The sequence below is a fragment of the Tistrella bauzanensis genome, from assembly GCF_014636235.1.
Classification (GTDB): domain Bacteria; phylum Pseudomonadota; class Alphaproteobacteria; order Tistrellales; family Tistrellaceae; genus Tistrella; species Tistrella bauzanensis.
Genome location: NZ_BMDZ01000017.1, coordinates 1 through 18,577, shown reverse-complemented (window position 1 = coordinate 18,577; position 18,577 = coordinate 1). Strand labels below are relative to the sequence as shown.

General features: G+C 68.3%; 17 protein-coding genes. 6 read left to right on the top strand and 11 right to left on the bottom strand.

The genetic code is table 11. The annotated features are described in order from the left end of the window. Positions 1–29: 29 nt before the first annotated feature. The 9 genes from IEW15_RS09125 to IEW15_RS09085 form a co-directional block, all read right to left on the bottom strand. The gene (locus IEW15_RS09125; protein ID WP_188577068.1) at positions 30–941 is read right to left on the bottom strand and encodes a hydroxymethylglutaryl-CoA lyase; all 912 of its coding nucleotides are present in this window, start codon (positions 939–941) and stop codon (positions 30–32) included. A 42-nt stretch (positions 942–983) separates the two neighbouring features. After that, a complete protein-coding gene (locus IEW15_RS09120) occupies positions 984–2,996 on the bottom strand; it encodes an acetyl/propionyl/methylcrotonyl-CoA carboxylase subunit alpha (RefSeq protein WP_188577066.1) in 2,013 nt (670 codons plus the stop codon). 95 nt (positions 2,997–3,091) lie between these two features. After that, positions 3,092–3,889, bottom strand: coding sequence for an enoyl-CoA hydratase/isomerase family protein (locus tag IEW15_RS09115; RefSeq protein ID WP_188577064.1), 798 nt, complete (start codon positions 3,887–3,889; stop codon positions 3,092–3,094). A gap of 56 nt (positions 3,890–3,945) precedes the next feature. Continuing rightward, positions 3,946–5,553: a carboxyl transferase domain-containing protein gene (locus IEW15_RS09110; protein WP_188577062.1), complete on the bottom strand. Its 1,608-nt coding sequence runs from the start codon at positions 5,551–5,553 to the stop codon at positions 3,946–3,948. 185 nt (positions 5,554–5,738) lie between these two features. Beyond that, on the bottom strand, positions 5,739–6,356 hold the full coding sequence (locus tag IEW15_RS09105; protein ID WP_188577059.1) for a 2-hydroxychromene-2-carboxylate isomerase: 618 nt from the start codon (positions 6,354–6,356) through the stop codon (positions 5,739–5,741). A gap of 112 nt (positions 6,357–6,468) precedes the next feature. Continuing rightward, positions 6,469–7,602 (bottom strand): acyl-CoA dehydrogenase family protein, encoded by a 1,134-nt coding sequence (locus tag IEW15_RS09100; protein ID WP_188577057.1) that lies wholly within the window; start codon positions 7,600–7,602, stop codon positions 6,469–6,471. 247 nt (positions 7,603–7,849) lie between these two features. Next, entirely contained in the window at positions 7,850–9,043 is a 1,194-nt protein-coding gene (locus IEW15_RS09095; protein ID WP_188577055.1) for an acetyl-CoA C-acetyltransferase, read from the bottom strand. A 46-nt stretch (positions 9,044–9,089) separates the two neighbouring features. Beyond that, positions 9,090–10,259, bottom strand: a complete 1,170-nt coding sequence (locus tag IEW15_RS09090) for an isovaleryl-CoA dehydrogenase (RefSeq protein WP_188577053.1) — start codon at positions 10,257–10,259, stop codon at positions 9,090–9,092. A gap of 78 nt (positions 10,260–10,337) precedes the next feature. Beyond that, positions 10,338–10,829, bottom strand: a complete 492-nt coding sequence (locus tag IEW15_RS09085; RefSeq protein ID WP_229707953.1) for a PaaI family thioesterase — start codon at positions 10,827–10,829, stop codon at positions 10,338–10,340. Between the two features lie 252 nt (positions 10,830–11,081). Here IEW15_RS09085 and IEW15_RS09080 point away from each other — a divergent pair, with 252 nt between their 5' ends. Next, on the top strand, positions 11,082–11,987 hold the full coding sequence (locus IEW15_RS09080; protein ID WP_188577051.1) for a LysR family transcriptional regulator: 906 nt from the start codon (positions 11,082–11,084) through the stop codon (positions 11,985–11,987). A gap of 40 nt (positions 11,988–12,027) precedes the next feature. Here the strand turns inward: IEW15_RS09080 and IEW15_RS09075 are convergent, their stop codons facing one another. Together IEW15_RS09075 and IEW15_RS09070 are read right to left on the bottom strand one after the other, a co-directional pair. Beyond that, positions 12,028–12,360, bottom strand: a complete 333-nt coding sequence (locus IEW15_RS09075) for a hypothetical protein (protein ID WP_188577049.1) — start codon at positions 12,358–12,360, stop codon at positions 12,028–12,030. Positions 12,361–12,560: 200 nt separating this feature from the next. Beyond that, the gene (locus tag IEW15_RS09070; protein ID WP_188577047.1) at positions 12,561–13,535 is read right to left on the bottom strand and encodes a GlxA family transcriptional regulator; all 975 of its coding nucleotides are present in this window, start codon (positions 13,533–13,535) and stop codon (positions 12,561–12,563) included. Between the two features lie 167 nt (positions 13,536–13,702). On the opposite strand from IEW15_RS09070, the gene IEW15_RS09065 reads away from it, so the two are divergent. From IEW15_RS09065 to IEW15_RS09045, 5 genes are all read left to right on the top strand, one after another. Further along, positions 13,703–14,407 (top strand): DJ-1/PfpI family protein, encoded by a 705-nt coding sequence (locus tag IEW15_RS09065; protein ID WP_188577046.1) that lies wholly within the window; start codon positions 13,703–13,705, stop codon positions 14,405–14,407. Between the two features lie 134 nt (positions 14,408–14,541). Beyond that, positions 14,542–15,729, top strand: coding sequence for a multidrug effflux MFS transporter (locus tag IEW15_RS09060; protein ID WP_188577043.1), 1,188 nt, complete (start codon positions 14,542–14,544; stop codon positions 15,727–15,729). 110 nt (positions 15,730–15,839) lie between these two features. After that, on the top strand, positions 15,840–16,361 hold the full coding sequence (locus tag IEW15_RS09055) for a sigma-70 family RNA polymerase sigma factor (RefSeq protein ID WP_188577041.1): 522 nt from the start codon (positions 15,840–15,842) through the stop codon (positions 16,359–16,361). A gap of 89 nt (positions 16,362–16,450) precedes the next feature. Next, positions 16,451–17,461, top strand: a complete 1,011-nt coding sequence (locus tag IEW15_RS09050; RefSeq protein ID WP_188577040.1) for a FecR family protein — start codon at positions 16,451–16,453, stop codon at positions 17,459–17,461. A gap of 140 nt (positions 17,462–17,601) precedes the next feature. Continuing rightward, positions 17,602–18,522 carry a TonB-dependent receptor gene (locus IEW15_RS09045; protein WP_188577037.1) on the top strand — a complete coding sequence of 307 codons (921 nt, stop codon included), beginning with the start codon at positions 17,602–17,604 and terminating at the stop codon, positions 18,520–18,522. The last annotated feature ends 55 nt before the right edge of the window (positions 18,523–18,577 follow it).

The window sequence follows — 18,577 nt, the reverse complement described above, 5'->3', positions numbered from 1 at the left end:
GATGTGGTCGGGTCATGGGCGGCGGGCGGTCAGGCGGCATCGCGCCGGGCGCGCATCGCCCGCGACACCCGGCCCACCGGCGGCCGGCCAAGCTGGTCGGAAATGAACCAGCCCGCCTCCAGCACCGCGTCCAGATCGACGCCGGTGTTGATCCCCATGCCGTGCAGCATGTACAGCACGTCCTCGGTCGCGACATTGCCGGTGGCACCCTTGGCATAGGGGCAGCCGCCCAGCCCGGCCACGGAACTGTCGACCACGGCGATGCCCTCTTCCAGCGCCGCCAGAATATTGGCCAGGGCCTGGCCATAGGTGTCGTGGAAATGCACCGCCAGCCGCTCGCGCGGCACCACCGCCGATACGGTCTCGATCAGCCTGTGCACCCGGCCGGCCGTGCCGACACCGATCGTGTCGCCCAGCGACACCTCATAACAGCCCATATCCAGCAGGGCCTTCGAGACCTCGGCCACCTTCTCGGGTGCGATCTCGCCCTCATAGGGACAGCCCAGCACGCAGGACACATAGCCGCGCACCTCGGCACCGGCGGCGCGCGCCGCATCCACCACCGGCCGGAACCGGTCGAGGCTTTCGGCGATGGTGCAGTTGATGTTGCGCTTGCTGAACGCTTCCGACGCAGCACCAAACACCGCCACCTCGTCGGCGCCGGCAGCCAACGCCGCCTCCAGCCCCTTGATATTAGGGGTCAGCACCGGATAGCGGGTGCCGGGGCGGCGGGTCAGCCCGGCCATCACCTCGGCATGATCCGCCATCTGCGGCACCCATTTCGGGCTGACGAAGGCGGTGGCCTCCACCGCCGGCAGGCCGGCCGCGGCCAGTTGCTCGATCAGCGCGATCTTGACGGCGGTCGGCACCACGGCCTTCTCGTTCTGAAGGCCGTCGCGTGCGCCGACCTCGACGATGCGGACATCCGACGGAAGGGCCATGGCTGTCTGTCTCCTCACTATTCGGTCAAAGGCGTGCGCCGCTCACTCTGTCGGCTTGAAGGCCAGCAGTTCGGCGCCATCCTCGACCAGATCACCGGCGGCATAATGAACCGCATCCACCGTGCCGTCGACCGGGGCCGCGATGGTGTGCTCCATCTTCATGGCCTCAAGCACGATCATCGGCGTGCCCTTCTCCACCACATCGCCGGCCGCCACCAGCACCTGCACCACCTTGCCCGGCATCGGCGCCACCAGCCGGCCACCGCCGGCCGCCTCGTCGCCGGTGAAGGCGAAGGGGTCGAAGCGTTCCACCATCGCATGCTCGTCGGCGGCCCAGACATGAACCCTGGCGCCGATCCCGGCCACCCGTGCCGTGAAGCGGTGGCCGTCGACATCCAGGGTCATCCGTCCGCCATCGCCCAGGGTGGCGCGCACCGGCAGCGACGGCCCGTCACCCACCGCCACGGCATAATCGCTGCCGCGGAAATGCACCCGCACCTCGATCTCGCGCTCGCCGTCGCGGAAATGATCGTCGACATGGCTCACCGCATTCATCCGCCAGCCATCGGCCGCGGCCCAGGGGCTGTGCGGGTCGGTCGACGCCGCGGCCCGGCGGCTGACCTCGCCTCCCAGCACCAGCAGCCGATGCAGTGCCGCGGTGATCAGCACCCGGTCCGACGCCGGCTGCGGCCCGGGCAGCAGGTCGGCGCGGTGGCGTTCGATGAAGCGGGTATCAAGTGCTGCGGCGGCGAAGGCCGGATGTGCCGCCACCCGGCGCAGGAACGCCAGATTGGTCTTCAGCCCCGCCACCTCATAGGTGCCCAGCGCGCGACGCAGCTTCACGATCGCCTGGCCGCGATCGGGCGCATGAACGATCAGCTTGGCGATCATCGGGTCGTAATGGATCGACACCTCGTCGCCGGCGCGCACGCCGCTGTCGACCCGCACACCCTCGCCTTCCGGCGGCACCAGATGCGCCAGACGCCCGGTCGCCGGCAGGAAATCGCCGTCCGGGTCTTCCGCATACAGCCGCACCTCGATGGCATGGCCGTCGATGGCAAGCTGGTCCTGAGCCAGCGGCAGGGGCTCGCCATCGGCCACCTTCAACTGCCATTCCACCAGATCCTGGCCGGTGATCGCCTCGGTCACCGGATGCTCGACCTGAAGCCGGGTGTTCATCTCCATGAAATAGAACGCGCCCGCGCCCTCGGCCGAGGCATCGACGATGAATTCCACGGTGCCGGCACCGACATAGCCGATCGCCTGCGCCGCCTTCACCGCCGCGTCGCCCATGGCGGCGCGGGTCTCAGGGTCCATGCCCGGCGCCGGTGCCTCTTCCACCACCTTCTGATGGCGGCGCTGGATGGAGCAGTCCCGCTCGAACAGATACACGGCCCGGCCGCTCTGGTCGGCGAAGACCTGGATCTCGATATGGCGCGGGGTCAGCAGGTATTTCTCGATCAGTACCCGGTCATCGCCGAAGCTGGACGCCGCCTCGCGCTTGGCGCCTGCCAGCGCGCCCGCGAACTCCGCCTCCGACATCACCGCGCGCATGCCCTTGCCGCCGCCGCCGGCGGTGGCCTTGATCAGCACCGGCCAGCCGATGCGGCGGGCTTCCGCCAACAGCAGCGCCTCGTCCTGATCCTCGCCATGATAGCCGGGCACCAGCGGCACCCCGGCCGCCTCCATGATCCGCTTGGCGGCGCTCTTCGATCCCATGGCGCGGATCGCATCGGCGGGCGGGCCGATGAACACGATGCCGGCCGCGGCGCAGGCCTCGGCGAAGCCGTCATTCTCGGACAGGAAGCCATAGCCGGGATGCACGGCCTCGGCGCCGGTGGCCTTCGCCGCCTCCAGGATCCGGTCGGCCTTCAGATAGCTCTCGCGCGCCGGCGCCGGGCCGATCAGCACGGCCTCGTCGGCCATCTCGACATGGGCCGCGTCGCGGTCGGCCTCGGAATAGACCGCGACCGTGGCGATGCCGAGCCGGCGGCAGGTGCGGATCACGCGGCAGGCGATCTCGCCGCGATTGGCGATCAGGACTTTGCCGAACATGCGTTACGGTCCCCGATTTTTCTGAAGGTGGTGGTGGGCGTGCCACCCCTGTGCAACAGGACAGCGCCGATAGCCGATCAGCGCGGCCGGGCGGATCAGTCGCGCCAGGATGGCGGGCGCTTCTCAAGAAAGGCGCCCAATCCCTCGCGGCCTTCCGCAGATGCCCTGCGGTCGGCGATGCGGGCGGCGGTGTCGGCCACCAGCGCGTCATCCACCGGCCGGCCGGCCACGGCGAAGGCCAGATCCTTGGCCGCGGCCATCGCTTCAGGGCCGTTGGCCAGCAGCAGTTTCACCAGCCGCTCGCCGGCCGCTTCCAGGTCTTCGGCCGCCACCACCTCATGGATCAGGCCGATCTCGGCCGCGCGGTCGGCGTCGATCGCCTCGGCGGTCACGAACAGCCGCCGGGCCCAGCGCAGGCCGATGGCGTTGATCACATAAGGGCTGATCACCGCCGGGATGATGCCCAGCTTCACCTCGGTCAGCGCGAATTTGGCCCGCGGCGTGGCGATCGCGATATCGCAGGCCGCCACCAATCCCACGCCACCGCCATAGGCCGCTCCCTGAACCAGCGCCAAGGTCGGCTTCGACAGATCGTTCAGCGCCCGGACCATGGCGCCCAGCGCGCCGGCATCGGTCAGGTTCTCGTCCCGGCTGTATCCGGCCATCCGCCGCATCCAGTTCAGGTCGGCGCCGGCTGAAAAGCTCTTGCCCTCGGCCGCCAGCACCACCACCCGCACCGCCGGGTCGGCATCGAGCCCCCGGAAGATCCGGGTCAGTTCCACGATCAGCTTGTCGTCGAAGGCGTTGTGCAGGTCTGGCCGCGCCATGGTGACGCGCGCGACGCCCCGGTCATCGGTCGCAACCACCACGGCAAGGGGGGAGGTTTCGGTCATCACAAGGGGCATCCTCGGAAAGCACTGAACAGAGACGATGGCGGCACCGCGGCGCATCACATCCGGAACACGCCGAAGCGGGTCGGCCCGATCGGCGCGTTCAGCGATGCCGACAGGCCCAGCCCCAGCACCCGGCGGGTATCGGCCGGGTCGACGATGCCGTCGTCCCACAGCCGCGCCGAGGAATAATAGGGATGGCCCTGCACTTCATACTGGTCGCGGATCGGCGCCTTGAACGCGGCCTCGTCGTCGGCCGCCCAGCTTTCGCCGCGCTTCTCCATCGCATCGCGCTTCACCTGCGCCAGCACGCTGGCCGCCTGTTCACCACCCATCACCGAGATGCGGGCATTGGGCCACATCCACAGGAAGCGCGGGCTATAGGCGCGGCCGCACATGCCGTAATTGCCGGCGCCGAAGCTGCCGCCGATCAGCATGGTGAATTTCGGCACCTGCGCCGTCGCCACCGCGGTCACCATCTTGGCGCCATCCTTGGCGATGCCGCCGCTTTCATATTTCCGCCCGACCATGAAACCGGTGATGTTCTGCAGGAAGATCAGCGGAATGCCGCGCTGGGCGCAAAGCTCGATGAAATGGGCGCCCTTCTGGGCCGATTCCGAGAACAGGATGCCGTTATTGGCGATGATGCCGACCGGATAGCCATAGAGATGGGCGAAGCCGGTGATCAGCGTCGTGCCATAGAGCGCCTTGAACTCGTCGAATTCCGAGCCGTCGACCACCCGCGCGATCACTTCGCGCACATCATAGGGCCGGCGCGGGTCGCGCGGGATGATGCCGGCCAGTTCCGACGGGTCATAGGCCGGGTCGCGCGGGGCGGCCAGCGCCAGCGCGGCAGGCTTGCGCCAGTTCAGGCTGCCGACGATCCGCCGCGCGATCTGCAAGGCATGGGCATCGTTCTGGGCATAGTGGTCGGTGACGCCCGAGACCCGCGAATGCACGTCGGCGCCGCCCAGATCCTCGGCGGTGACGATTTCACCGGTCGCCGCCTTCACCAGCGGCGGGCCGCCCAGGAAGATGGTGCCCTGGTTGCGCACGATGATGGTCTCATCCGACATCGCCGGCACATAGGCGCCGCCGGCGGTGCACGACCCCATCACCACCGCGATCTGCGGAATGCCCATCGCCGACATATTGGCCTGATTGAAGAAGATCCGGCCGAAATGGTCGCGGTCGGGGAACACCTCGTCCTGCTGCGGCAGATTGGCGCCACCGCTGTCGACCAGATAGATGCAGGGCAGCCGGTTCTGCATCGCCACTTCCTGGGCGCGCAGATGCTTCTTCACCGTCGCCGGATAATAGGTGCCGCCTTTCACCGTCGCGTCATTGGCGACGATCACGCATTCCACGCCCGCCACCCGGCCGATGCCGGTGATGATCCCGGCGCCGGGAATGCTCTCGCCATACATGCCGAAGGCCGCGAATTGCGACAGCTCCAGAAACGGCGAGCCCGGGTCGAGCAGCGCCCGCACCCGGTCGCGGGGCAGAAGCTTGCCGCGCGACACATGGCGCTTGCGGGCGACCTCGCCGCCGCCTTCGGCGATCGCGGCCACCTTGTCGCGCAGGTCGTCGACCTGGGCACGCATATGGGCGGCATTGTCGCGGAACTCGTCTGAGCGGGTGTTGATCGCACTTCTGATCTGTCGCATGGCCAAGCAGGTTCCCGGACGTCTAGAGTGACTTTCGCGTCGTCTGGTCCACGAAAATCACTCTAAGTTACGAGTTTATCGAGCATCTTTACCTGACCAGGTGATACCACCTGATCAGGATCTGCTCTAGGAGCGGAGAAGGAGAAGAGTGCGGCGGGCCGAGGCCGCCACCGGCAGGCGGACTGTCACCAGCCGCCGGTTTCAAGCCAGCGGTCGACCTGACCCAGCCGGTCGGCGCCGAAGAAGGGTTCACCGTCGATCAGGAAGAACGGGCTGCCGAACACGCCGCGCGCAACCACCTGCTCGCCGGCGGCCCGCAACCGCGCCTTGGTGTCGTCGGCGCCGATACCAGCCAGGCAGGCATCGCGGTCGAAGCCCACATCCGCCGCCAGATCAGCCACCATCTCAGGGGTGGTCGGGCCGGCATCGTGGATCTCGGGGCCTTGCGCGAACAGCCGGGCATAGATCGCCAGCGCCAGCCGCTTGGCCCGCTCCGGATCAACCGCATCGGCCCAATAGAAGCCGCGCGCCGCGGCCACCGGGTGGAATGGGAAGGCGGCCGGCATCCGGAAGGGCAGCCCGGCCAGCCGTGCCGAGCGGGCGAAATCGCGCAGCGCATATGGCCCCTTCATCGGGTCGGTGATCGGCGGCTGCATGTTGGTCAGCTTGAACACCGCCCCCAGCAGAAACGGATGCCAGCGCACCGCGCGGCCGTGGCGGTCGCCGATCTGATCGATCTGATGGGCGGCGATGTAACCATAGGGCGAGGTGAAGTCGAAATAGAAGTCGATCGGCTCAGCCATGATCTGGGCGTTTCCTCCGCACCGGCGGGACGGGTCTTGGCCGCCCGTCTCCGCCTTGATGGTCTGATGGATGGGCCGGCGGCAGTGCCGGCGCGTCTTCCGGATACGCCCCTCAGGCCGCCAGCGACCGGGCGATCACCAGACGCTGAATGTCGCTGGTGCCCTCGTAAATCTGGCAGACCCGGACGTCGCGGTAAATCCGCTCCACCGGATACTCGGCCAGATAGCCATAGCCGCCGAGTGTCTGGATCGCCGCCGAGCACACCTTTTCGGCCATTTCCGAGGCGAACAGCTTGGCCATCGACGCCTCCTTCAGGCACGGCATGCCGGCATCGCGCATCTGCGCCGCCCGCACCACCATCAGCCGGGCCGCCTCGACCTGGGTCGCCATGTCCGCCAGCCGGAACGACACCGCCTGATGCTGGAAGATCTTCACACCGAAGCTCTCCCGCTCCAGGGCGTATTGCACGGCATAATCCAGCGCGGCGCGCGCCATGCCGACAGACTGCGAAGCGATGCCGATGCGCCCGCCTTCCAGGTTCGACAGCGCGATCTTATAGCCCTCGCCCGGCTGGCCCAGCATCAGATCCGGGGTCAGCTTCAGGTCGTCGAAGATGATCTGGCAGGTGTCGGAAGCATGCTGGCCCAGCTTCTCCTCCACGCGGCCGACCTTGTAGCCGGGAGTGTCGGTGGGCACGATGAAGGCCGAGATGCCCTTCTTGCCCGCAGCCGGATCGGTGACCGCGAACACGATCGCCACATCGGCATTGGCGCCCGAGGTGATGAACTGCTTGGTGCCGTTCAGCGTCCACATGCCGTTTTCATACGACGCCCGGGTCTTCAGCGCGCTCGCATCCGATCCGGCCTGCGGCTCGGTCAGGCAGAAGGCGCCGATCTTCTCGCCGCGGGCCATCGCCGGCAGAAAGCGCTGCTTCTGGTCATCCGTGCCAAATTTCAGGATCGGCATGCAGCCGACCGAGGTATGCACGCTCATGATGGTGGAGACCGCGCCGTCGCCGGCGGCGATTTCTTCGATCGCCAGCGCATAGGACACGTTGTCGGTGCCGGCGCCGCCCCATTCCTCGGGCACGATCATGCCCAGCAGGCCGAGCGCGCCCATCTTGCCCAGCGCCTCTCGCGGAAAGATGTGCTCGCGGCTCCAGTCGGCCGCATGGGGCTTCAACTCGCCTTCGGCAAAAGCCCGCGCCATGTCGCGGGTCATCTGCTGCTCTTCGGTCAGGATCATCGGTCCGGCTCCGGCACTGTCGGTCGCGCCCCGGAACATACCGGGACGGACCAGGATCGTCTGACAACATCGCCCGCGAGCATCTGACCGCGCGGGGGACGGCGCCGCCACCGCATGGCTTGAGGACCGGGGGACGGACCTGGCTCGTGCGGCGGCGGCACCAACGGTGCCCGGCGCCCTTAAGGGGGTAGAAGGGGCCGGCCACCGTCGTCGGGTCTGGCAGGGCGCGAGGACGCGCCAGCCAGGATCAGTTCATCAGTTCGACACCAAGCGCCGTCGCCTCGCCGCCACCGATGCACAGGCTGGCGATGCCGCGCTTCATGCCGTTGCGCTTCAGGCCGTTCAGCAGGGTCACCAGAATGCGCGCGCCCGAGGCGCCGATCGGGTGGCCCAGCGCGCAGGCGCCGCCATAGATGTTCACCCGCTCGTGATCGAGGTCGAGTTCCTTCATCGCCGCCATGGTGACCACGGCGAAGGCCTCGTTGATCTCGTAGAGGTCGACATCCTTCGCGGTCCAGCCGGTCTTGGCGAACAGCTTGTTCAGCGCGCCGATGGGGGCCGTGGTGAACCATGCCGGTTCCTGAGCGTGGGTCGAATGGCCCACGATCCGCGCCAGCGGCGTCAGCCCGCGGCGTTCCGCTTCCGAGGCGCGCATCAGCACCAGGGCCGCCGCGCCATCGGAAATCGACGACGAATTGGCCGCGGTCACCGTGCCATCCTTGGCAAAGGCCGGGCGCAGGGTCGGGATCTTGTCCAGATTGGCCTTGCGCGGCTGCTCGTCGATGCCGATCTCGACGCTGCCGCCGCGGGTCTTCACCGTCACCGCCACGATCTCGGCGGCGGCGCTGCCATCCGTGTCGGCCGCCTGGGCGCGCTTCAGCGAGGTGATCGCGAAGTCGTCCTGGGCCTCGCGGGTGAACTGATAATGCTTCGCCGTCTCTTCGGCGAAGGTGCCCATCAGCCGGCCCTTGTCATAGGCGTCTTCCAGGCCGTCGAGGAACATGTGGTCCATCACCCGGCCGTGGCCCATGCGATAGCCGCCGCGCGCCTTGTCGAGCAGATAGGGCGCGTTGGTCATGCTCTCCATGCCGCCGGCCACCATCACGCTGTTGGAACCGGCGAGCAACTGGTCATGGGCGAACATCGCCGCCTTCATGCCCGAGCCGCACATCTTGTTGACGGTGGTGCAGCCGGCATCGAGCGGCAGCCCGGCGCCGATCGACGCCTGGCGCGCCGGGGCCTGGCCCTGGCCCGCCGGCAGCACGCAGCCCATCACGACTTCCTCGACGTCGGCGGCCGGCACGCCGGCACGCTCCAGTGCCGCACGGATCGCGGCGGCACCCAGTTCGGATGCGGTCAGATCCTTGAAGTCGCCCTGAAAGCCGCCCATGGGCGTGCGGGCGGCACCGGTGATGACGATCGGATCGGATGCGGTGGTCATGGCTCTGATCTCTCCTGGAACAAACTGTCGGCGGGCGACCCGTCGGTCACGCCGTCTCGCCGAACAGCTCCCGGCCGATCAGCATGCGGCGGATCTCGGACGTGCCGGCGCCGATCTCATAGAGTTTGGCGTCGCGCAGCAGGCGCCCCGTGGGATAATCGTTGATATAACCATTCCCGCCCAGCGTCTGAATGGCCTCAAGCGCCATCCATGTCGCCTTTTCGGCCGCATAGAGGATCGCACCTGCGGCATCCTTGCGGGTGGTCTCACCACGGTCGCAGGCTTTGGCCACCGCATAGACGTAAGCGCGGGTGGCACTCAGCGTCACATACATGTCGGCCATCTTGCCCTGCATGAGCTGGAACTCGCCGATCGGGCGGCCGAACTGCTTGCGTTCGTGGATATAGGGCAGCACCGCATCCATGCAGGCCTGCATGATGCCGAGCGGGCCGGCCGAGAGCACCGCGCGCTCGTAATCGAGGCCGCTCATCAGCACATGGACGCCCTTGTTGAGGCCGCCCAGCACGTTTTCTTCAGGCACCTCGCAATCCTCGAACACCAACTCGCCGGTGTTCGATCCGCGCATGCCCAGCTTGTCGAGCTTCTGCGCCACCGAAAAGCCCTTCATGCCCTTCTCGATGATGAAGGCGCTGATGCCGCGCGGGCCGGCCTCCATGTCGGTCTTGGCATAGACCACCAGGGTGTCGGCCTCGGGGCCGTTGGTGATCCACATCTTCGAGCCGTTCAAGACATAGCGGTCGCCCTTCTTCTCGGCCTTCAGGCGCATCGACACCACGTCCGAACCCGCACCCGGCTCGCTCATCGCGAGCGCGCCGACATGCTCGCCGCTGCACAGCTTGGGCAGATAGTGCAGCTTCTGCTCCTGGGTGCCGTTGCGGTGGATCTGGTTGACGCACAGATTGCTGTGCGCGCCATAGGACAGGCCCACCGAGGCCGAGCCGCGACTGATCTCTTCCATCGCCACGACATGTTCCAGATAGCCGAGGCCGGTTCCGCCGTAATCTTCCGACACCGTCATGCCCAGCACGCCGATATCGCCCATCTTCTCCCACAGATCGGCCGGGAAATCGTTCTCACGGTCGATATCGGCCGCGCGCGGCGCGATCTCCTGCGCGGTGAAGCTCACCACGGTCTGGCGCAGCATGTCGGCGGTCTCGCCCAGGTCGAAATTCAGTGTCGGGTAATTCGACAGCATGGTGTCTTCTCCCAAGTTTGGTGCGGCCCGGCGTCAGTTCAGCCGGCAAGCGGCGGCAGCCGCTCAGCGTCTGGCCGCTCAGCTTTCGGCAACTTCGATCAGGGTCGATTGCGAGGCGGCGCAGAACACCGGCCGGCCATCGCGGTCGCCAAAGACGTCGCATTGCGCGATCGACAGGGTGCGCCCCGCTCTCAGCACGCGGGCGCGTGCAATCAGCTTCGCCCCCACCGCCGGCGCCATCAGGTTCAGCTTGTATTCCACGGTCAACACACGGGTGCTGGGCCGCATCAGGGTGTGGCAGGCATAGCCGCAGGCGCTGTCGGCCACGGCGCCCACGATGCCGCCATGATAGAACCCGTCCTGCTGGGTCACCATCTCGGACCAGGGCAGTTCGATCTGGCAGATGCCCGGCGCGCACACCGTCATCACCGCGCCGATCGCGCGCATGATCGCCTGCGCCTCGAAGCTTGCGCGCACCCGTGGCTCGAAATCCGGATCCTGCACACGATATTCGGGCAGGTCATGCGCCGGCAGAAGCCGTTCCGTCAGGCTTGCATCCATGGCGGTCATCTCCCTTGGTCTTCCCTTGAACGATCCCCTGATGCCCACCGCGGACGATCATCCGCAGCGTGTGTGTTCCGGCATGGCAGGCGGTGTCAGGAAGACCGGTCGCGCCCTCTGGCGTGGCGCGTGTCCGGTATGCGGCGAACTATAGCGGTCGCCACCCCATAGATGAAATTGTATCTTTTCATATGACGCATCGACAGCGTCTATGGCAGACCCGCTATCCCGCGTCCCATGCCGCCACCGGAGACCATTGCCTTGGACCTCTACCAGATCCGCTATTTTCTGGCGGTCGCCGAGACCGGCAGCTTCACCAAGGCGGCCGAACGGGTGTTCGTGACCCAGCCGACCCTGTCGGCGGGTATCCGCAAGCTGGAAGACGGGCTGGGCACGGCCCTGTTCACGCGCCGGGCGCGGCGGGTGGACCTCACGGATGCCGGGCGGCGTTTCCAGGGCCATGCCCGGGTGATCCTTCAGGAAGCGGCCATCGCCGAACAGGTGGTGCGCCGGGGCACCGATCGCCAGGGGCTGCGGCTGGGCGTGCTCAAGACCCAGCCGGTCGAGCGGATTTCGGCCCTGCTGATCCAGTTCGCCAACGGCCAGCGCGGTGTCGATGTCGATCTGTTCGAGGGCACGGCGGCCGAGATCGACGAGGCGCTGACCGCCGGACGCGTCGACACCGCCATCACCCGGATCGCCGATGATGCCGACCGCGCCGAGGCGGCCCCCCTGTTCCGCGACCGTTATCGGATCGCTGTGTCGGAACGCAACCCGCTGGCCCGCCGCAGCCAGATCCGGCTGGCCGAACTCGATGGCCTGCCCTTCATTCTCAGGCGGCATTGCGAGGTGATGGGCGATGTCCGGCGCAATTTCCTGGCGGCCGGCGCCCGGCCGCGCATCGTCCACCGCTCCACGCAGGATGAATGGACAGTGGCGCTGGTCGCGGCCGATCTGGGCCTGGCGCTGATGCCGCAGAGCTTCGAACGCCCCGGCATCGCCATGATCCCGATCACCGACTATGAGCCGACCCGCCTGATCGGCCTGTCCTGGCGCGGCACGCCCACGGAAACCACCACCTTATTCCGCGCCTTCGCCGCCTCGCATGACTGGCACGGCGGCACCGCATCCACGCCCCCGCAGACAGCGGCGGCGTGGATGCGGTGACGCGCGGCCAGTCCTGCGGGCTCACCCAGCCCGGTCGGCCTCACTCGGTGATGGTATAGGTGCCGAGATCGCAGAGATTCTGGGTGTCTTCCAGCGGGTCCAGACGATCGCCCTGGAATTCGAAGCGGATGTCGTATTTGCAGACCTGGCGGTCGTCCGAGAAGCGGACCGTGAGGCTCTTGCCCGGGGCCAGCACCTTGTTCTCGAACATGTCCTCTTCCCAGTCGTCTTCGCCGACGGGAGAGGCGTAGAAGGACTCGACCACCGATTTGGTACGATTTTCGATGGTCAGGGCGAAATTATTCGCCAGGGCGGCGCTGCCCCAGCCGGCGGCGACCAGCATGGCCACGGCGCCCAGCACGCTTTTCTTCATAGATCCGATCCTTTGCAAATGATCGGCGCGATCTGTATTGATCGACAGGCGCCGCCGATATTCGCCAAGTATCACGCCGCAAATGATCATGCAAGCCGTCTTCATCATGTCCTGTATTGAACACACCGACAGGCGATCACCGTCTTGTTCGCATCTTGACGGCCCGATCCATGACAAGATGCAGTGCAGCATTCAACCGGTCAGGCCGCGCTGCCGAACCGGGATCGATAAATATCCGGTGTCACGCCCAACCGGCGCAGAAAGGCGCGGCGCATGCGTTCGTCATCGCCGAAGCCCGCCGTCACGGCCACGGATTTGATCGAGCCGGCACCGGATTCCAGCGCCCGGCAGGCGGCATCGATCCGCATCGCCTCAACCCAGCGCGCCGGGGTCTCGCCGGTGGCGGCGCGAAAGGCGCGGGCAAAGGCACGCACCCCCATGCCGGCGCGGGCGGCCAGCGCCGGCACGGTCAGATCGGCGGCCGGATCGGCGGTGGCCTGAATGCGCAGGGCCAGGAAATCATCCTCGGCGGCCGTCGCCGGCTTCGGCAGCAGCGGGCTGAACTGCGACTGGCCGCCGGGGCGGCGCAGGAACACCACCAATTGCCGGGCCACCGCCCGTGCGAGCGCCGGGCCTTCATCCGCTTCCACCAGCGCCAGGGCCAGATCGATGCCAGCGGTGATGCCGGCCGAGGTCCAGACCGGTCCGTCCTGCACCCAGATCTGGTCCGGGTCCAGGGTCACCCGCGGAAATCGTCGCCGGAATTCGTCGGTGCGGCACCAATGGGTGGTGGCGCGGCGGCCGTCGAGCAGCCCCGCCGCTGCCAGCACCAGCGCGCCGGAGCAGACCGAGGCCACCCGCACCGAGCGCGCGGCACCGCGCTGCAACCGGTCGAGAAGATCCCGGTCGCGGATGGCGGCATTCACCCCCTCGCCGCCCGCCACCATCAGCGTGTGCGGCTGCAGCCTGTCCAGCACCGCCGCGGGTTCGGCCATCAGCATCAGCCCCGCCGTGGTCGCGACCGGCCCGCCTCCGCCTGCCAGATAGCGCAGCCCATAGACCGGCGCCCTGCCGCCGGCGATCAGCAGGTCGTTGGCGGTGGCAAAGACCTGGAACGGCCCGGTCACGTCCAGAAGCTGGGCCTGGGCGAACCCCAGAAAAACGATCTCGCGCATGACAGGCTCCCTTGTCGATGATCGACCGGCACCTGAAGCCTATCGCGCAGCGGCGGCCAGGGCGAGGCCTCTGCCGAAAACGAGGGTTTGATGACCTTTCGGTCGAGCGTGATCCGGATCAGCATGCAGACAGTCCCACCGCATATCACCCGCCCCGGAGACGCATGATGACCGACATCCCTGCCCCCAGCCGCGCCGGCCTGCTGATCTTTCCCGGCATCACCGCCCTCGACATGGTCGGCCCATGGGAGGTGTTCCTGCGCATCCCCGGCTGGGCGCCGCTGCTGGTCGGGCGCGACGACCAGCCGGTCGCGGCCGATGGCGGGCTGATGCTAACGCCGCACGCCACGATCGCCGACTGCCCGCCGCTCGACCTGTTGCTGATCCCCGGTGGCGGCGGCATCGACGCGCTGCTGGCCGATGACGCGGTGCTCGATTTCGTCCGCGCCCAGGCGGCCACCACCGCCCATGGCATCGCGTCGGTCTGCACCGGCGCATTGCTGCTGGGTGCGGCCGGGCTGCTGCGCGGGACGCGCGCCACCACCCATTGGGCGTCCCATGATCTGCTGGCGATCTTCGGCGCGATCCCGGTCGCGGACCGGGTGGTGGTCGATGGCCGCATCGCCAGCGGCGGCGGGGTCACCGCCGGCATCGACATCGCGGTGGCACTGGCCGCCCGCATCGCCGGCCCCGACGTCGCCGCCGGCATCGAGCTTGCCATCGAATACGCCCCTGAACCGCCGATGGGCGCCGGCCGGCCCGACACGGCGCCGCCGGCGGTGCTGGATGCCGTCACCACGGCCTTCGCCGACCGCATCGCCCGCCGCCGCGCCCTGGCCGAAGCGGCTGCCGCCCGGTTCACCACCGGCTGATCGTCGGGCGGCGGCACCGGCGGTCGCGGCCCGGGCTTGGCGAACCCCGCAAGGGCCGGCTATGGTCGGCGGCGGCTTTGCGCACCGGTTTCGGTGCGACGGCCAAAGCCAACCCGCCGGAGTGCCCCTTGCCCATGGCTGCCAAGACCGACCGCACCGCCGCCTGGGCGTTCTGGATCGTGATCACCGCCATCATCGTCGGGCAGGCCGCCGGCACGATCTATCTGCCGTCGCTGGCGGCCCTGGCGCGCGATCTGGACACGGACCGCCGGATGGCGCAGCTCACCCTCTCGATCTGCCTGATCGGCAATGGCGCGGGCCAGTTGTTCTATGGCCCGCTGGCCGACCGGGCCGGGCGCCGGCCGGCGCTGTTGATCGGGCTCGGCCTGCTGTCGGTGGGCTCGGCCGGCGCCATGGTCGCGGGCGATGTCACCACGCTGATGATCTTCCGGTTCGTGCAGGGGCTGGGCGCTGCCGCAGGCCCGGTGGTCGGGCGCGGTGTGCTGCGCGATGCCGTGCCGCCCGACCGGCTGGTGCTGGCGATGTCGTCGCTGGGCCTGGCGCTGGCACTGGCGCCGGGCAGCGCCCCGGTGATCGGCGGGTTGATCGAAAACCTGCTGTCCTGGCGGTGGAGCTTCGGCCTGCTGCTGGGCTCGGCGCTGGCGGTTGCCCTGCTGGTCTGGCGGCGCCTGCCCGAAACCCTGGGCGATGCCGACCGCGCGCGGGCCCGCCTGACCGGGGTGATCGAAGGCTATCGGGTCTTCATCCGCATGCCGGTGTTCTGGGGCTATGGGCTGATGCTCACCTTCACCTTCGGCGGCCTGTTCATCTTCGTGAGCACGGCGCCGGTGCTGCTGATCGACACGCTGGGCATCCGCGCCGATGCCTATGGCTTCTGGTCCCTGCTGCCGTCCTCGGGCTTCCTGATCGGCACCCGCGTTGTTCGCCGCTTCGGCCGTCGGCTGGGCGGGCGCCGGCTGATCATGGCGGGCACCGTCATTCTGCTGCTGGCCGGGATCGCGATGACCGCAACGGCGCTCGCGACCGCGCTGTCCGCCTGGGGGCTGATGCTGCCGATGGCGCTGTTCGGCATCGGGCTCGGCATGCAGGTGCCCAACATCATGACCCGGGCAGTACAGCTTGAACCGTCACTTGCCGGCACCGCCTCGTCGCTGCTGGGCCTGTTCCAATTGGGCGGTTCAGCCATCATCGCCACCACCGCCGCCCTGCTGCCGCATGATGATGCGGCGGCCCTGGGCCTGGCGCTGACCGCCTGCGCCCTTGCCAGCCTTGCCTGTCTGCGCCTGATTCCGCGCGCCTGATCCCATGCGCCCGATTCCGGCCCGATTTCGTTTTGAGAATCAGTCGCAATTTCGATATCGGTCATGCTATGTCAGCGGCAGGCGCCGTTCGATCCGGGATCCCCGACAGCTTGGCCCACAATCCCGACAAGCTCGACATGTTCATGACCCATCGCGGCCGGCTGGTGAATTACGCCAACCGCATCGTCGGCGATCGCGCCGATGCCGAGGATGTCGTCCAGGACGCCTATCTGCGCTTTGAAGGCGTTGCCGACGACCGTCCGGTCGATGAGCCGCTGGCCTATCTCTATCGCATCGTGCGCAATCTCTCGCTCGACCTGCGCCGCCGGCTGGGGCGCGACCGGCTGCGGCTGGTGGCCGAGGATACCGGCGTGCTGGCCGGAATGGCCGAGGACCGCCCCTCGCCCGAAGCGGAGATCGGCGCCCGCCGCGCGCTGCAACGGGTCACCGACGCCATGGCCGAACTGCCCGAACGCACCCGGATCGCGCTGGAAATGCACCGGTTCGGCGGCTGTTCGATCCGCGAGATCGCCCGCCACCTGAACATCTCGACCGGGCTTGCCCATGCGCTGGTGGTCCAGGGGCTGGAGCATTGCCGCCAGAGACTGCACCAGGACGGCCACCATGACTGAACGCTGGCGGGGCAGCCGACGTCTATGGATCATGCCACCGATCGCGCCCCCCCCCTTGGTACCGCCCGTCCGGGAGATCAGCCCGCGCCATGACCGGCCCGTTGCCACCGCAAACCGCCGCCGACTGGCTGGTGGTGCTGCTCGACGCCCCCGATGATGCCGGGCTGGCGGCGGCCTTCGCGCGCTGGCACGCGGCCGATCCGCGCCATGCCGACGACTGGGCGGCGCTGGCGCGGACCTATCAGGTGATGGGCATGGCCATGCCGGTGCATGAAGCGGCCTGGCGCGATGCCAGAAGGACCGATGCCGGCGGCACCGGTCCACGGCCGCTGCCCTCTGTTCACACACCCCTCAATCGCCCGCCCGCCAACCGCCCGCGCCGGCGCGCGGCGGCCCTGGTCGCCATGGCGATGGCGGCCTGCGTTGCCGTCGCCATCCTGCCGGCACAGATCACCCGCTGGACCGCCGACCACGTCACCGGCCACGCCGAAACCGCGCAGGTGACATTGTCCGACGGCAGCCGGGTCCGGCTGGCACCCGACAGCGCCATCCGGGTCGACCTCACCGGCACCGACCGCCGGGTCGCCCTGATCGAGGGCCGGGCCTTCTTCGAGGTGGCAGCCGATCCGACCCGCCCCTTCCAGGTCACCGTCGGCGATGTCAGCGCCACCGTTCTCGGCACCGCCTTCGAGGTGCGGCGCGACGACGACGAGACCCGCGTCGCCGTGCGCGAGGGCCGTGTGCGGGTGGCGAGGTCCGGCGGCAACGCACCCGCGGAAGCCGTCCTTCAGGCCGGTGACTGGGCAGCACTCGGCGATACCGGTGCCCCGCGCCTTGGCCATCGGGCCGCCGGGGACATCGCTGTCTGGACCGACGGACAGGTGATCGCCCGCGACCGGCCGGTGGCCGAGGTGGTCGACGCGTTGCGGCCCTATCTCACCGGGCTGGTGCTGGTGCGGGGCGATGATCTGGCGCGCCAGCCGCTCACCGGGGTCTACAGCCTCACCGACCCGCTGGCGGCCTTGCGTGCCATCGCCGGCGCGCAGCACGCGCATATCCGCCAGATCACCCCCTGGATCGTGGTGATGTCGAAGGATTGATCCGGAAAAACGCCGGTCATCTCAAAAAAGCCTGAACACCCGCCCCCCGGCCATCGTCGCTTCTGCGAAACATGCAATTGCGTCGTAGTCGCACAAAAACGACGCGACACGCACCACATCGCAGACAGGGGCATGACAGGATGGCCGGCAGCACCACCCATCACGACAAGGCTCGCCGCCGGTTGGCGGCACTGGCCGTGTCGACCGCGCTCGGCATTGGCCTGGCGTCGGGTGCCGTCGCGCAACAGACCACCACCCAGGCCAGCCGCAGCTTCGACATTGCGGCCCAGCCGCTGCCCGATGCCCTGCCGCAATTCGGCCGTCAGGCCGGGCTTCAAATCTCGGCCCATGGCGATCTGGTACGCCGGGCGCGCACCGGCGGCGTCACCGGCACCATGAGCCCCGATGCGGCGCTGCGCCAGCTTCTGGCCGGCACCGGGCTGGGCTTCCGGCTGGATGGCGGCACGGCGGTGATCGTGGACGCCGTCGACGGTGCCGCCACCACCACCGTCCTCGACCCGATGCTGGTCCAGGGGGCTGTATCGCGCGATATCCGCGCCGGCGCCGCCGACCGGGCCAATTCCATCACCATCGGCCCTGAAACTTTGGCGCGCCGTAACCCCACCACCTTGAAGGATGTCTTCGCGGGCGAGGCGACGGTGTCGGTCGGTGGTGGCCAGCCGCTCAGCCAGAAGGTCTATGTCCAGGGGGTCGAGGAAACCAATCTGGCGGTCAGCATCGATGGCGCGCGGCAGAACAACAAGGTCTTCCACCACACCGGCACCAATCTGATCGATCCGGCGCTGCTGAAGGTGGCGCGGGTTGATCCGGGCGTGGCGCCGGCCGATGCCGGCCCCGGCGCGCTTGGCGGCGCGATCGTCTATGAAACCGTCGATGTCGACGACGTTCTGGCGCCGGGCCGGTCGATCGGCGGCTATCTGACCAGCAGCTATGACAGCAATGGCGGCACCTTCACCAAGGGCGGCGCGGTCTATGGCCGCACTGATAATGGTTTCGAGGCGCTGGGCTTCTTCAAACGGGGATGTCCCGCCCGATGTTGAAAAGGGCTCGGCGGACGTCGCTGGTTGATGAGGCTATGCAGCCTCGCAGACGGGG

Coding starts and splice junctions, on each gene's coding strand:
- IEW15_RS09045 (WP_188577037.1), top strand. CDS start 17,602: ATGGCCGGCAGCACCACCCATCACGACAAGGCTCGCCGCCGGTTGGCG.
- IEW15_RS09050 (WP_188577040.1), top strand. CDS start 16,451: ATGACCGGCCCGTTGCCACCGCAAACCGCCGCCGACTGGCTGGTGGTG.
- IEW15_RS09065 (WP_188577046.1), top strand. CDS start 13,703: ATGACCGACATCCCTGCCCCCAGCCGCGCCGGCCTGCTGATCTTTCCC.
- IEW15_RS09115 (WP_188577064.1), bottom strand. CDS start 3,889: ATGACCGAAACCTCCCCCCTTGCCGTGGTGGTTGCGACCGATGACCGG.
- IEW15_RS09070 (WP_188577047.1), bottom strand. CDS start 13,535: ATGCGCGAGATCGTTTTTCTGGGGTTCGCCCAGGCCCAGCTTCTGGAC.
- IEW15_RS09085 (WP_229707953.1), bottom strand. CDS start 10,829: ATGACCGCCATGGATGCAAGCCTGACGGAACGGCTTCTGCCGGCGCAT.
- IEW15_RS09075 (WP_188577049.1), bottom strand. CDS start 12,360: ATGAAGAAAAGCGTGCTGGGCGCCGTGGCCATGCTGGTCGCCGCCGGC.
- IEW15_RS09090 (WP_188577053.1), bottom strand. CDS start 10,259: ATGCTGTCGAATTACCCGACACTGAATTTCGACCTGGGCGAGACCGCC.
- IEW15_RS09120 (WP_188577066.1), bottom strand. CDS start 2,996: ATGTTCGGCAAAGTCCTGATCGCCAATCGCGGCGAGATCGCCTGCCGC.
- IEW15_RS09110 (WP_188577062.1), bottom strand. CDS start 5,553: ATGCGACAGATCAGAAGTGCGATCAACACCCGCTCAGACGAGTTCCGC.
- IEW15_RS09105 (WP_188577059.1), bottom strand. CDS start 6,356: ATGGCTGAGCCGATCGACTTCTATTTCGACTTCACCTCGCCCTATGGT.
- IEW15_RS09100 (WP_188577057.1), bottom strand. CDS start 7,602: ATGATCCTGACCGAAGAGCAGCAGATGACCCGCGACATGGCGCGGGCT.
- IEW15_RS09125 (WP_188577068.1), bottom strand. CDS start 941: ATGGCCCTTCCGTCGGATGTCCGCATCGTCGAGGTCGGCGCACGCGAC.
- IEW15_RS09095 (WP_188577055.1), bottom strand. CDS start 9,043: ATGACCACCGCATCCGATCCGATCGTCATCACCGGTGCCGCCCGCACG.
- IEW15_RS09060 (WP_188577043.1), top strand. CDS start 14,542: ATGGCTGCCAAGACCGACCGCACCGCCGCCTGGGCGTTCTGGATCGTG.